Below are 14,278 nucleotides of genomic sequence, written 5' to 3' on the forward strand. Positions count from 1 at the left end.
ACAACGGCCGGGCAATTCTGGCTGATCCCGGCCGTTATCGTTAGTAAACTATGTGCTGCTCAAACTTCAGGACGAAATTCGATCCTGTATCAAATCGAGCACCTTTTGGAGAACTTCATCGATACCCACCCCTGTGCTATCGAGCTCTACCGCATCCTCAGCGGGAGCCAGGGGAGAGGCTTTTCTATTCATATCCTGTGCATCGCGGGCACGGATGTCCTCCAGCAGGTCGCGGAGGCTAACAGAAACACCCCTCTCCCGCAACTGCGCCTCGCGACGCCTGGCGCGCTCCTCGGCACTGGCTGTCAGGAATACTTTGACTGGCGCGTCAGGAAACACCGTAGTCCCCATATCCCTGCCATCTGCAACCAGGCCGGGAGACAGACGAAAATCTCGCTGCCGCTGCAATAAAGCGGCCCTCACTCCAGGAATTGCAGCCACAGATGATGCAGCCATACTAACCCGCTCCATCCGAATATCATCAGTGACCTCGCGCCCATCAAGAACCACCCGCAGCTTACCCTCACTCACAGCAAAGTGAACATCCAAGGCCTTTGCCACCTGAGTGAGCGCCCCCTCATCAGCCAGGTCTACCCCCTTATCAAGAGCAGCCAGAGCCGCAGCCCTATACAGGGCGCCAGAATCAAGCAAGGTAAAGCCCAGGCGGTCCGCCAGCAGCTTGGCTATAGTGCCCTTCCCCGAGCCACTAGGGCCATCAATTGTGACTACCGGCGGCAGCCTGTTCGAATCACTCATATCTTCTAATAAAACTCTACTTCTGAAATAACTGCGCGAACTGCGAGGTTTCCAAATTCCCCCTAAGCCAACTGAAGCTTTAAGCCAGCCTCCGTCGCCAGTTCGGCAAAATTTGGAAATGAGGTAGCCACGTTGGCGCAATGAAGGATGCGGATTGTATCTTTTGCGCGCAATGATGCCACTGCAAAGGCCATGGCAATACGGTGGTCCCCCAGGCTATCAACTGTCCCACCAGAGAATACGTTTTTCTCGCCAGTACCCTGAATCACAATACCATCTGGGGTTGCCCTGGCCGACACCCCCAGCGCCGCCAACCCATTCGCCATTGCCTGAATGCGGTCGCTCTCTTTAACACGCAATTCCTCTGCCCCGGTCAGCACAGTCTCTCCCTCTGCACACGCAGCGGCAATAAACAGAGCCGGAAACTCATCAATAGCCAGTGGCACCAGGTCTTCTGGAATGCGAATGCCTTGCAGTGGGGCATAGCGAATCCGTATGTCCGCTACTGGCTCTCCACCCACCTCTCGTGCATTTTCGAGCTCAATATCAGCCCCCATAGCCCGCAAAATACTTATTACGCCGTCTCGCGTCGGGTTGATCCCCACATGCTCCAGCACAATATCTGAACCAGGAGAGATAGCCGCTGCCACCATAAAGAAAGCAGCGGAAGAGATATCTGCTGGCACATCAATACGGCAGGCCGCCAAAGCCCCTCCGCCACAAACACTTGCCTTAGCGCCGTTTCGCTCTACTACATACCCAAAACCTTGCAACATACGCTCGGTATGATCTCGGGTAGGCGCCGGTTCCACAGTAGAGGTTTCGCCATCAGCGTAGAGCCCAGCGAGGAGCACAGCGGATTTCACCTGGGCACTAGCCATCGGCAACGGGTAGTTGACCCCTGCCAGCTGGCTACCGCCTTTGATCAAAAGCGGTGGGCGCCCTTCCGGCCCGGTTTCAATATTTGCACCCATCTCCCGCAACGGATTGGCCACCCTATTCATGGGGCGCTTGGAGAGAGACTCATCGCCTGTAAGGGTCACATCAAAGTCCTGCCCGGCAAGCAGTCCCGCCAGCAGCCGCATGGAGGTACCTGAATTACCCAAGTACAAGGGCCCCGGAGGTGCCTTCAATCCGCGCATACCCACGCCGTGGATAATTACCCGACCATCGTGCGGCCCCTCTATCACCACTCCCATATCACGAAAAGCCTGTAAAGTCGCCAGCGCGTCCTCCCCTTCAAGGAAACCCTCCACCTGCGTCACCCCTTCTGCCAGGGAGCCCAGCATAATGGAACGGTGTGACATCGACTTATCTCCAGGTACCCGGAACTTGCCTGTGACCTTGGCAGCAGGCTGTGCAATAAAAGTAATTTCCTGTGCTTGCATAGAATCTGAATACGCTTGTTTCGCCAACATTTTTGTAAAGTGATCCCGGGCCGCTTTGGCTCGGGTGAAGACACCCATCAGCGCCGCACTATCGCCGGAGGCAATGGCACTACGTAAAGATGAGAGATTGAGACTGTAGAGATCGATTGCCTTTAAAATGGCATCCCGGTTAGCCAGCATAATATCTCGCCACATGACCGGGTCACTGGAGGCAATTCGAGTGAAGTCGCGAAAACCACCGGCTGCATAGCGAAAAATATTTTCATTTTCTGCATCGTGCGCAAGAGTGTCCACGAGACTAAAAGCGATGACATGAGGAAGGTGGCTGGTCGCCGCCAATACCTCATCATGCTCCTCCACTGGCATTTTAAGCACTTCAGCACCAGCCGCCTGCCAAGCCAGCTCCACCAGCTGCAAATGACTCGTATCGGTTTCCGGCAGCGGAGTAAGAATAACCCGATGATCGCGATAAAGATCATCCCTGGCCGCTGTCACGCCACTTTTCTCTGACCCGGCAATAGGGTGGCCCGGAACCAGGAAATCGGGCATTCGCCCCCATACCTTTTTTGCCGCAACTACCACACTACCCTTAACGCTGGCAGCATCTGTAGCGGTTACCCCATTTGGCAAGGCCCCTTTAAGTTGAGCAAACACCGACTCCACCGCAAGCGTGGGTACCGCGACAAAAACCAGGTCGCCAGGCTCAAGCTCGGGTAGTACTTCCTCGAGACGGGTACTGGCTCGGTCGACAATGCCCAGCCTTCTAGCCTGCTCACAGGTTTCAGCGTTAGGAGCAACACCAATAACCTCCCGGCAGGCACCTGCTGCCTTTAGCGCCAGAGCAAAACTTCCACCAATAAGGCCAACCCCAATAACCAGCAGCCGGCCAATTTGCTCTTGCTCCATCAGAGTACACCGCGCGGATAGGAGCCCAGCACCTTCAAGTCGGAGGCACAAGCCCCAACCTCTCTCAAGGCTGCAGAGATTCCATCTGCATCCCGGTGGCCTTTAAAATCAATAAAGAACACATAAGTCCAGTTACCTGATTGAGACGGGCGGGTTTCCACACGGGTCAAGTCGATACTGTAGCGACGGAACGGTTCCAGAAGATCATGCAATGCACCTGGCTCGTTGCGCATGGATACCATCAGGGAGGTCTTATCATCCCCGCTGACTGGAACCTGCTGCGTACCAATAATCAGAAAGCGGGTGGAGTTGTCCGGGCGGTCCTCAATCTTTTCCGAAAGAACCTTCAGGCCGTACAAATCAGCCGCCATGTCACCGGCAATCGCCGCAGTATTCCACTCCCCCTTAACTCGTTTGGCCGCATCAGCATTGCTGGACACAGCCACCCGCTCCACATTGGGGTAATGGGCATCAAGCCATTTGCGGCACTGCGCCAGACTTTGCGCATGGGAATAAATACGGGTGATTGACTCAGGCCGTGTTACATCCGAGATCATCAAGTGATGGTGAATCCGCAATTCCACCTCTCCGCAAATACTCAGATTGGAATTCATGAAGTTGTCCAGAGTGTGGTTGATCACACCCTCGGTAGAATTCTCAACGGGCACCACGCCATAGCTCACCGCCCCCGCTTCCACCTCTCGAAACACTTCATCGATAGCGGCGAGCGGGCGGCTTTTGGCCGAGTTGCCAAAATGCTTCAATGCGGCCTGCTGGGTAAAAGTACCCTCTGGCCCCAGATAAGCCACCTTGACCGGCTCTTCTAACGCGAGGCAGGCTGACATAATTTCACGGAACAATCGCGCCATTTCCTCATTGGTCAAGGGCCCTGGATTGCGCTCCATAGCCTTGCGCAACACCTGCGCCTCCCTCTCGGGCCGATAATACAGCGCGTCTTCACCAGTTGCCTTTTTCACCTCTGCAACCTCCAGCGCACAGCGCGCCCGCTCACTAATAAGCTGGGCGATCTCGGCATCAATGCCATCTATACGGTTGCGCAGCTCTAATAAGCGCTGGTCGCCACTAGTAGTTTCCTCTGTCATTCGCCTATCTACTTTTCCGTGAATTCATCAGTATTATTTATCCTTTCCGACACTTAACCCCGGCGAGCCTCAAAGTCCGCCATAAATGCCACCAAAGCCTCCACCGCTTCCAGAGGAACAGCGTTATATAGAGAAGCGCGCATGCCGCCGACCGAGCGATGCCCCTTCAAACTTAACAGTCCAGCAGCTTGGGATTCCTCCAGGAATAATTTATCAAGACTGGCGTCTGCCAATACGAAAGGCACATTCATACGCGAACGACTACCCACCTCTACCGGACTGGAGAAAAAGTCGCTGCTATCCAAGAAGTTGTAGAGCATTTTGGATTTTGCATCAGCCTGCTTTGCCATCTCCTCAACACCACCCTGAGCCTTCAGCCATTGGAAAACCAGGCCTGACAGATACCAGGCAAAAGTAGGCGGCGTGTTATCCATAGAGCCCGCATCAGCAGCCACCTTCCAGCTCAAACTGCGGGGGATATTTTCCATTGAACGATCGAGCAAATCATCACGAATCACGGCTACGGCAATACCTGAAGGACCAATATTTTTCTGTGCGCCGGCATAAATTACACCGAAGTTCTCCACCTCAATAGGTTGCGACAAAATAGTCGAGGACATATCAGCCACCAGCGGGCAATCCACCTCCGGCACATAATCAAACTCCACACCGCCAATCGTTTCATTCGGCGTGTAGTGTAGATATGCGGCCCCTTCCGTTTGCTGCCAACTGTCTGCAGCTGGCACATAGCTGAAATTTCGATCCTCACTGGAAGCCACTACATTGACCTCACCGTAGCGACGAGCCTCTTTAATCGCCTTGGCCGCCCAGTGACCTGAATGAATAAAATCGGCCTTGGTAGACCCAGCGCCGAGAAGATTCCAGGGCACGGCACTGAACTGCCCAGTTGCACCACCCTGAAGAAACAATACTTTGTAGTTGCTCGGCACACTGAGCAGATCGCGGAGGTCCTGTTCGGCCCGCTCAGCCACCTCAACAAACTCTGGAGAGCGGTGGCTGACCTCCATTACAGAGCAACCGAGCCCTTGCCAATCGAGCAACTCCCTTTGCGCCTGCTCCAGTACGGGCTGCGGCAAAGCGGCAGGGCCTGCACAGAAATTAAACTTCCTCATGAGCTGATTTCCACAATACAAAAAAGGTTTCAAATACAACTAGATGTGTCTACGCACAAATTGCCATTCAGGGGGATAGATATCGCGCCTTTAGCGTTTTTCGTGGGAGCCAAAGGCAAGAAAGGCCGCGATAAACGCAGCCTTTCTTAGTGGTCTGGAGCGGTGGGTCACTCTTCCCCACCGTTTTCTTCACCGTCATCTTCGGTCTCTTCAATGCGACCGAGACCAACCAGCTTCTCGCCAGTCTTCAGGCGAATCACTCGCACCCCCTGCGTGTTGCGCCCAAGTACAGACACTTCATCAACACGGGTACGCACCAGAGTGCCCTGGTCGGAGATCAACATCATCTCTTCACCCGGATGCACCTGACAGGCACCAACCAAGGCACCGTTGCGTTCACTTTCCGCGATCGCAATAACACCCTGGGTACCGCGCCCCTTGGTGGGGAATTCGCTGATAGCTGTGCGCTTACCGTAACCATTCTCAGTAGCCATCATCACAGAGCCACCCTCTTCAGGGATAACCATAGCGATAACCTGCTGACCTTCCTGCATACGAATACCGCGAACACCACGGGAAACACGACCCATAGAGCGCACATTGGACTCGGAGAAGCGCGCTGCTTTACCAGCGCTGGTGAACAGCGCTACATCGCGCTCACCATCGGTAATCGCAGTGGCTACCAGGCGATCGCCCTCTTCCAATTCAATTGCACGCAAACCAACACTACGGGGGCGGGCAAACGCGGTGAGGGGGGTTTTCTTTACGGTGCCATTGGCGGTGGTGAAGAAGATAAAGTGATTTTCGTCGTACTCGGACACCGGCATCATGCTGCTGATACGTTCACCCTCTTCCAGGGGCAGCATATTAACCATTGGGCGACCACGGGAGGCTCGGCCAGCGGTGGGCACTTCGTAGACTTTCAGCCAGTACACCTTGCCCTTATTGGAGAAGCACAGAAGGGTGTCATGGGAGTTGGCGATCAATAGATGCTCGACGAAGTCCTCGTCTTTTACCTGGGTCGCAGATTTACCCATACCACCACGGCGCTGGGCCTGGTAATCGGTCAGCGGCTGGCTCTTGGCATAACCACCGTGGGAGATAGTTACTACCTTGTCTTCCGGGGTAATCAGGTCTTCAACGGTCAGATCCTGGCGAGACGCAACGATATCGGTTCGACGCTCATCGTTAAAGTCCTTTGACAGCTGCTCTAACTCTTCGCGGATCACTTCCATCAGGCGCTCGAAGCTACCGAGGATATGCAGATATTCTGCAATCTGCTCCAGTCGATCCTGGTATTCGGCCAGCAGCTTGTCGTGCTCCATGCCCGTCAGGCGGTGCAGGCGCAATTCGAGAATTGCCTGAGCCTGGGCCGGGGACAAGTAGTAAGCGTCGTCGCGCAGACCAAATTCTTGCGGCAGATCATCTGGACGGCAGGCATCAGCACCAGCCCGCTCCAGGAACTGCTGAACATTGCCCACAGGCCAGCCTTTGGCCAGCAACGCCTCGCGGGCATCTGCCGGCGTGGCGGAAGATTTGATCAGCTCGATTACCGGATCGATATTGGCGATGGCAATCGCCAGACCTTCCAGAATATGGCCGCGCTCGCGGGCTTTGCGCAACAGGTAGACCGTACGGCGGGTAACGACTTCCTGGCGGTGGCGAATAAAGTGCTCGAGCAGCTCTTTGAGGTTCAATACCTTGGGCTGGCCATCGACCAGGGCCACCATATTGATACCGAAGACGCTTTCCAGCTGGGTCTGGGAATAGAGGTTATTCAGAACCACATCACCCAGCTCTCCCCGCTTAAGCTCAATCACTACGCGCAAGCCGTCTTTGTCGGACTCGTCGCGCAGCTCAGAGATACCCTCGATCTTTTTCTCTTTCACCAGCTCAGCAATACGCTCGATCAAGCGCGCCTTATTCAGCTGGAAGGGGATCTCAGTAATGATGATGGTTTCGCGATTGGTCTTGTCATCGCGGATCACATCTGCTTTGGCACGCACATAAATGCGACCACGGCCAGTGCGGTAGGCAAGGAGAATACCGGCGCGGCCATTGATGATGGCGCCCGTGGGGAAGTCCGGCCCGGGGATGTACTCCATCAGGTCGTCGACGGTCAACTCGGAATTGTCGATCAGAGCCAGGCATGCCTTGATCACCTCACCCAGGTTGTGGGGAGGAATATTGGTAGCCATTCCCACCGCAATACCGGAGGAGCCATTGACCAAAAGGTTCGGCACACGGGAAGGCAACACCTCCGGCATTTGCTCGGAACCATCGTAATTATCGACAAAGTTAACCGTTTCTTTATCGAGGTCGGACAGCAGCTCATGGGCCAACTTGTCCATACGGATCTCGGTGTATCGCATGGCAGCTGGGCTGTCACCATCGATAGAACCGAAGTTACCCTGGCCATCTACCAGGGTGTAACGCATAGAAAACGGCTGCGCCATACGCACAATAGTGTCGTAGACCGCAGTGTCTCCGTGCGGGTGATATTTACCGATTACATCACCAACGACACGCGCTGATTTTTTGTATGGTTTATTCCAGTCGTTTTTAAGCTCGCTCATCGCGTAGAGCACGCGGCGGTGTACCGGCTTGAGGCCATCGCGTACATCCGGCAGTGCGCGCCCGACAATCACGCTCATGGCATAGTCGAGATAAGACTGCTTGAGTTCTTCTTCGATATTAATCGGAGAGATTTCTTTGGCTAATTCGCCCATGGCTTACGGCGTTCCTTTTATAGCGCGGGCATGTGTACCGAGCCCGGATAAGCGGGCGATTCTAGCATAGTTTGACGCCGTTGGAGGGGGGCATCTGAATAGCCACTCACGCCATTTAGATCCCTGGTTGCCGTAACAGTCCCCCGCCGCTAAAGTTGAATCCACTTTAACCGCCGCCTCTTAGCACTTATGTCACAGCCCGTCGATACATTGATCCACGCACGCTGGATTATTCCAGTGATTCCCGAACAAAAAGTGTACGAAGATTGCTCTCTCGCTATTGAGCAGGGCCGAATTACGGCACTCTTGCCCTCCTCAGAAGCCAAGATCCGTTTTAAGGCAAGCCAGGAAGTAGATCTCAACCAGCACGCCTTGATTCCCGGCTTAATTAATACTCACAATCACGCCCCTATGACATTGCTGCGAGGCTATGCCGATGACCGCCCGTTAAAAGAGTGGTTGGAGCAACATATCTGGCCGACAGAACAACGCTGGGTGGGCCCAGAATTTGTCGCAGATGGCAGTCGTCATGCCATTGCCGAAATGCTGAGATCTGGCACCACTACATTTTCTGACCAGTATTTCTTTCCTGAGGCCGTAGCTTGTGCAGCACGGGAAAGTGGCATCCGGGCCCATATCGCCTTTCCTGTGCTGGACGCACCCACTCCTTGGAGCCGGCATAGTGAGGAAGCACTACATAAGGGTCTAGCTCTTCGAGATGATTATCGCGCCCATGAGCGTATCGAAGTGGTCTTTGCACCGCACGCCCCCTATACAGTGGGGGATCAGACCCTGGAAAAAATCGCTGTATGCTCTGCGGAGGCCCAGGTTCCCATACAAATACACCTGCATGAGACTTTTCACGAGGTAGAAACCGCTTTAGAGAAAAGTGGAGAACGCCCAACTGAGCGCCTCTTGCGCCTGGGCCTGATGGGGCCGCAAACTCTATGTGTGCACATGGTCGCAACCAACGAAAGGGATATCGAGCTACTAAGTAAAAGCGGCGCCCATGTAGCGCATTGCCCCTCTTCAAATCTCAAACTAGCTTCCGGCTTCTGCCCTGCGACAGAGATTCTAGACGCCGGTATCAATGTATCGCTTGGCACTGATGGCGCAGCCAGCAATAACAGCCAGGACCTTTTTGCCGAAGCTAATACCGCCGCCCTTCTGGCAAAAGCAGTCAGCGGCCGAGCTACCGCTCTACCCGCACACCAAGCCTTGGCAATGGCCACTATCAACGGCGCACGTGCACTGGGAATTGATGAAATTACCGGAAGCCTTGAAATTGGTAAAAGTGCAGACATTACTGCTATCAATTTGGGGGGAATTGAGCAACAGCCAGTGCACGACCCGATCTCCCAGCTGATTTATACCGGGGGCGGCCATAATGTAAGTGATGTCTGGGTAGCCGGCAGACAACTTTTAAAGCAACGCCAATTGCAAACCTTGAACGAAATAGAGGTAGTTCAGCGAGCACAACTGTGGCGTGATAGAATTGCCGGCCATTCACGCTGAGCGCGAATTAACCCCCAGTGATCCTATTACCGGCGAGGGTCGGCCACTAGCGACGGAGTTTGCATAGAAGTTCATGAGTAATGTAGATCCTGCAGAAATTGCCAAATTCGAACAGCTCGCCAGCCGCTGGTGGGATAAAGAGGGCGAATTTAAGCCACTCCATGAAATCAATCCGCTGCGCGCCAACTATATCGATGGACTTGCATCAGTCGCGGATAAGAAGCTATTGGATGTCGGATGTGGCGGGGGCATTTTGACGGAAGCCATGGCCCAGAGAGGCGCTGACGTTACCGGCATCGACATGGGAGAGGCACCACTGAATGTGGCCAAACTGCATGCACTGGAAAGCGGCGTAAATGTAAATTACCGGCGGGTAGCTGTCGAAGACTTGGCTGAAGAAATACCGGCTAGTTTTGATGTCGTTACCTGCCTGGAAATGCTGGAACATGTGCCCGATCCGTCATCGGTGATCCGCGCCTGCGCGAAGCTTGTCAAACCCGGTGGCCACCTATTTTTTTCGACAATCAATCGCACTCCTAAGGGCTGGCTTTTCGCAGTAGTAGGGGCAGAATATATCCTACGCTTACTACCCAAAGGCACCCATGAATACGGCAAGTTTATCCGTCCCTCAGAAATGGGCGCCTGGCTGAGGGAAAGCGATTTGGAGTTAAAGGATATTACCGGTATGACATACAACCCGGTAACTCGCACTTATAAACTCAACTCTCGCGATGTCGACGTAAACTACCTTGTGCATGCCATTAAACCCGAGTAAGCGGACGATAAAATGAAAGCAGCTTTATTTGACCTGGATGGCACTCTTCTCGATACCGCGCCAGATTTTATTGTTGTACTTAATCAACTACGGCATCAGGAACAACTGCCTCCACTGCCAGATGAAATAATCCGCGGCACGGTTTCCAATGGTTCTCGCGCATTGGTAACACTGGGGTTTGGCAAGGAAGAGGGAGACCCAGAGTTCAGCAGTCTGCTACAGCGCCTTTTGGATCTATACCTTGCTCACTTGGCTGAGCAAACAGCGCCTTTCCCGGGTATTGAAAACTTGTTGGACACCCTCGTGGACAACAGTATTCCCTGGGGCATTGTGACCAATAAGCCCGAGGCATTTACGTTACCATTAATGCAGGCATTTGAGCACTTGCCACCAGCAGCAGCTGTGATTTGCCCAGACCACGTCAGCAAGACAAAACCAGACCCGGAGCCCATTTTCCTGGCATGCAATCAAATTGGCTGTGCCCCCTCGGAAGCCGTTTATATTGGTGATCACGAGCGGGATATTGTTGCGGGGCAGCGTGCTGGCATGCCAACAATCGCCTGTAGTTATGGTTACATTGATGCATCAGACAACCCAGCCAACTGGGGCGCAGATCACTTGGTCAGCTCTGTAGAGGAAATCTGGCCCCTGCTTAAACAACATTATATTTAACTTTCTAACCCGCGCAGTAACGCCCAGCTCTTGTGCTTGGCGATAGCATCAGGATTTTTCATGTCAGAATTTGCCGGCGACTATGTTGCGCCCACCAACCTGCTCAAAGATAAAATAATACTCATTACTGGTGCTGGTGACGGCATCGGAAAAACTGCCGCAAAAACTTTCGCCTCACACGGAGCCACTGTAGTTTTGCTGGGGCGAACCACAGCAAAACTGGAAATGGTATATGACGAGATTGAAGCGGCTGGCGGTCCTCAACCAGCAATATTTCCGCTCGACTTGAATGAGGCCCGGATCGAGAATTTCGAAAACCTTGCCGAAGCAATTGATCAAGAGTTTGGTCGACTGGACGGGCTGCTACACAATGCGAGTCTCCTCGGCCAACGAACACCACTAGCCAACTACAACTTCGCCACCTGGCAGCAGGTCATGCAAGTAAATATCAATGCAACATTTGGTCTCACTAAAACCCTGCTACCACTACTGGAAAAATCTAAAGCTGGGTCGATTGTATTCACCAGCTCAAGTGTTGGTTTAAAAGGGAGAGCCTACTGGGGCGCCTACTCAGTATCAAAATTTGCTACCGAAGGGCTAATGCAGGTTCTCGCCGATGAATTGGATGGCGTATCAAATATACGGGTAAATAGCCTAAATCCCGGCGCCACACGTACATCTATGCGCGCCACTGCATATCCAGCCGAAAACCCCCAGTCTGTGGTAGCTCCCGAAGAAATAATGCCCACTTATCTCTACTTGATGGGGGATGACAGCCTAGGCCAGAGTGGTAAGCACTTCAGTGCACAAAAACGATAATATTGCTAACTGGAAAAACCGGGCATAGCTCGGTTTTTTTATGTCATAAATCAAGAAATTAATTAGCCCTTCCGCTGCCCTGGAGACTTCTTGTCCAGATCGCTATCCCGCTCTGTACCACCATGCTCAGGGGCATCTGCAAAAATATCCCCTTCAAACTCCATCATTTCATTACCCTCGAAAATCTCTGCTTTTTTATCTACCTTACCACTGCTGTCGAAGAGATTTTGCTGAGCTCCACCCTCGAGTGACTGACCTGCTACCAACTCCGTCGCTACCGCTAATGCCGCCCCCGAAACTGAAAGTCGCATGCCCTCATAACAAAAATAGGTGGCCACAAGGGCAAACAAGACTGCTGGAGTTACTAGACTTTTCATTTTCCAATCCTGGATAGCTTTAATTTATAAAATTTTTCCAATTGATAAATTAATACCCAGGATTTAGTTGATATGCCCCCCTGGATACCAAGTCAGATTTAGCCAATAGATCAATCAGACTTAAGAGTGAGGCTATTTTTCCACGCAGATTCAGGCAAAAGCGTGAAATATCGCACAAATTTCATTGTCCAGCCCTGCTGGGTCGGGCAGAATAACGCTAACACTAGGCAATAATATGAAATAAAGATTATGAAAGCGGTTCTTTGTTCTCTCGCTTTAATTTTATTGACCCCAATAGCTTATGCTAACTCCTTGACAAAACAGCTGGAAACCTGTTCTGCAATAGCAGTAGATGAAGATCGATTGGCTTGCTTCGATAGCCTCAGTGGATCCTTGGAACAGCAAGCAAAACAAAACTTTGGCCAAGAACATAAAGCGACCCTTCAAGTTCCAGAGTACATCGAAGCCAAAATCGCCAAAATTCAAGATGACTCTTATGGTAAAAAAATTATTACGCTAGACAATGGCCAGATCTGGAAGCAAAGCGGAAGTGCACGCATATTTTGGGGGGCTGGCGATATAGTCACTGTAGAGCGTGCCATGCTCGGCTCTTTCTTTATGAAACAAGCAGACGGCGGTCGCAAAATGCGAGTAAAGCGGGTTAAATAACAACCTTTCTTGTCTAAAGGGCAGTAACAGACCCTATCAGCTGCCCTTCCAACCTCATAGAAGCCTGACAATTAGAACCTTCTAGTCATCGAAAGGAAGGCGCAATAATCAACTTTCATCTATGGTTAAGGTGAAATGGGCGCCACAGGCTGCCTGGAGAGACCAACCAGTACATATCGTTCACGCAGTCAACAGAAGGTTTGAGCACTTGTCCCGAGAAAATTTCTACTCAAGGGATGAAGACTGGCTGAAGGATACAGACAACGCCCTCTCCGATTCCTGCTCCAATGCAGATGATCGCGACCAGGCCACTGATGCCGGGCCCGATATCGAAGAGATTCATTCTGTTGGGGAGCCACTCTCTGAGAGTGGCACAACCCCCATGCAAAGCTACTTAAAGCACCTTTATCGACTCGAGCTGCTAACTCCTGAGGAGGAACACAGTACCACATGCATGCTCAGAGATCTGGAAGACAAACTCATTGTCATCCTACAGCAATACGGCACCGAGCTAGTGCAATTGCGCAGTGAAGGTGTAGAGCAACGGGGCAGTACAGGGGCCTATGATCATGGGCTGATCATAGAGCGCACAGAAGCCCTATTAGTCCTCGATCACCTACCACGCAGAGAGCGCAGTAGACTCAACGGCGTGCTAAAGCGCTTCCAAAAACAGCGCAAAAAGCTGATCCAGTGCAATCTGCGCCTGGTAATCGCCATTGCCAAGCGTTTTCGCAACCCATCGGTTCCTTTTATCGACCTTATCCAGGAAGGCAATGTCGGACTGATGAAAGCCATAGAGCGCTTTAAGCCACAAATGGGTTATCGCTTTTCCACCTATGCCTATTGGTGGATTCAACAGGAAATCCAGCTGGCCCTGCGCCGAAATGAGGACCTGGTTCGCCAACCTGCAAATGTCCAGGATGATCTGAGAGCGATCTACAGGGCGATAGGTGAAGTCCGTGCCCAAGGGCTTCCCGCATCCGATGAAAATCTCGCTACGCAAACCGGCTTGGACCTGGAGCGTATCCAAAGCCTACTAAAGCTGCCTGGGCCCACCGGCTCGTTAGATGACCCTGTTGCCGATGACCAAAGCAGCACGCGACTCGACTACGCGCCAGCCGACGAACTCTACAATACCGACGAGCTGGTAACCAACCAGGAGTTGGCCGAGCGATTGCGTGAAGCTGTCGCGCGACTACCTGCCAGACAGAGAACTGTTTTAAATCTTCGCTATGGGCTGGTATCCGATAGAGACTGCTCATTTCGAGTCATCGGCGAACAACTGGGATTAAGTCAGGAAAGGGCCAGACAACTGCATTCCGACGCACTTCGACAACTGAAGCGGCAATGGCGCTGAAAAAAAGGAAGAAGCCGGTGGCAAGCCTCATCATTGAAACTTGCCATCGCCATCTTTCCCTCTAGTCTTAATAAAGCTC

The 14,278-nt window shown here is 52.6% G+C and carries 12 protein-coding genes; 6 read left to right on the forward strand and 6 right to left on the reverse strand.

The window, feature by feature from the left end; all coding sequences use genetic code 11:
• Nucleotides 1-66: 66 nt before the first annotated feature.
• From cmk to gyrA, 5 genes are all read right to left on the reverse strand, one after another.
• A complete protein-coding gene (gene cmk / locus G367_RS0111940) occupies nt 67-756 on the reverse strand; it encodes a (d)CMP kinase (protein WP_020413361.1) in 690 nt (229 codons plus the stop codon).
• Between the two features lie 62 nt (nt 757-818).
• The gene (locus G367_RS0111945; RefSeq protein ID WP_020413362.1) at nt 819-3,050 is read right to left on the reverse strand and encodes a bifunctional prephenate dehydrogenase/3-phosphoshikimate 1-carboxyvinyltransferase; all 2,232 of its coding nucleotides are present in this window, start codon (nt 3,048-3,050) and stop codon (nt 819-821) included.
• Nucleotides 3,050-4,153, reverse strand: a complete 1,104-nt coding sequence (gene pheA / locus G367_RS0111950; RefSeq protein WP_020413363.1) for a prephenate dehydratase — start codon at nt 4,151-4,153, stop codon at nt 3,050-3,052. Before pheA ends, G367_RS0111945 begins: the two co-directional genes overlap by 1 nt.
• Nucleotides 4,154-4,206: 53 nt before the next feature.
• A complete protein-coding gene (gene serC / locus G367_RS0111955) occupies nt 4,207-5,286 on the reverse strand; it encodes a 3-phosphoserine/phosphohydroxythreonine transaminase (RefSeq protein ID WP_020413364.1) in 1,080 nt (359 codons plus the stop codon).
• A gap of 167 nt (nt 5,287-5,453) precedes the next feature.
• Entirely contained in the window at nt 5,454-8,015 is a 2,562-nt protein-coding gene (gene gyrA, locus G367_RS0111960; RefSeq protein WP_020413365.1) for a DNA gyrase subunit A, read from the reverse strand.
• Between the two features lie 189 nt (nt 8,016-8,204).
• On the opposite strand from gyrA, the gene G367_RS0111965 reads away from it, so the two are divergent.
• The 4 genes from G367_RS0111965 to G367_RS0111980 all read left to right on the forward strand — a co-directional run bounded on the left by G367_RS0111965 (nt 8,205) and on the right by G367_RS0111980 (nt 11,796).
• The gene (locus G367_RS0111965; RefSeq protein ID WP_020413366.1) at nt 8,205-9,530 is read left to right on the forward strand and encodes a TRZ/ATZ family hydrolase; all 1,326 of its coding nucleotides are present in this window, start codon (nt 8,205-8,207) and stop codon (nt 9,528-9,530) included.
• Between the two features lie 73 nt (nt 9,531-9,603).
• The gene (gene ubiG, locus G367_RS0111970; RefSeq protein ID WP_020413367.1) at nt 9,604-10,305 is read left to right on the forward strand and encodes a bifunctional 2-polyprenyl-6-hydroxyphenol methylase/3-demethylubiquinol 3-O-methyltransferase UbiG; all 702 of its coding nucleotides are present in this window, start codon (nt 9,604-9,606) and stop codon (nt 10,303-10,305) included.
• A 12-nt stretch (nt 10,306-10,317) separates the two neighbouring features.
• Nucleotides 10,318-10,977 (forward strand): HAD family hydrolase, encoded by a 660-nt coding sequence (locus G367_RS0111975; protein ID WP_020413368.1) that lies wholly within the window; start codon nt 10,318-10,320, stop codon nt 10,975-10,977.
• Nucleotides 10,978-11,037: 60 nt separating this feature from the next.
• Complete coding sequence (locus G367_RS0111980; RefSeq protein ID WP_020413369.1) at nt 11,038-11,796, forward strand: YciK family oxidoreductase; 759 nt, start codon at nt 11,038-11,040, stop codon at nt 11,794-11,796.
• Nucleotides 11,797-11,858: 62 nt separating this feature from the next.
• Here G367_RS0111980 and G367_RS0111985 read toward each other — a convergent pair whose 3' ends face one another.
• Nucleotides 11,859-12,173 carry a hypothetical protein gene (locus G367_RS0111985; RefSeq protein ID WP_020413370.1) on the reverse strand — a complete coding sequence of 105 codons (315 nt, stop codon included), beginning with the start codon at nt 12,171-12,173 and terminating at the stop codon, nt 11,859-11,861.
• Between the two features lie 249 nt (nt 12,174-12,422).
• Here G367_RS0111985 and G367_RS25155 point away from each other — a divergent pair, with 249 nt between their 5' ends.
• A complete protein-coding gene (locus G367_RS25155) occupies nt 12,423-12,842 on the forward strand; it encodes a hypothetical protein (RefSeq protein ID WP_020413371.1) in 420 nt (139 codons plus the stop codon).
• A gap of 208 nt (nt 12,843-13,050) precedes the next feature.
• Nucleotides 13,051-14,199 (forward strand): sigma-70 family RNA polymerase sigma factor, encoded by a 1,149-nt coding sequence (locus G367_RS0111995; protein ID WP_040628847.1) that lies wholly within the window; start codon nt 13,051-13,053, stop codon nt 14,197-14,199.
• The last annotated feature ends 79 nt before the right edge of the window (nt 14,200-14,278 follow it).

Origin of the sequence: Microbulbifer variabilis ATCC 700307 (genome assembly GCF_000380565.1) — a bacterium.
In the GTDB taxonomy this organism is placed as follows: domain Bacteria; phylum Pseudomonadota; class Gammaproteobacteria; order Pseudomonadales; family Cellvibrionaceae; genus Microbulbifer; species Microbulbifer variabilis.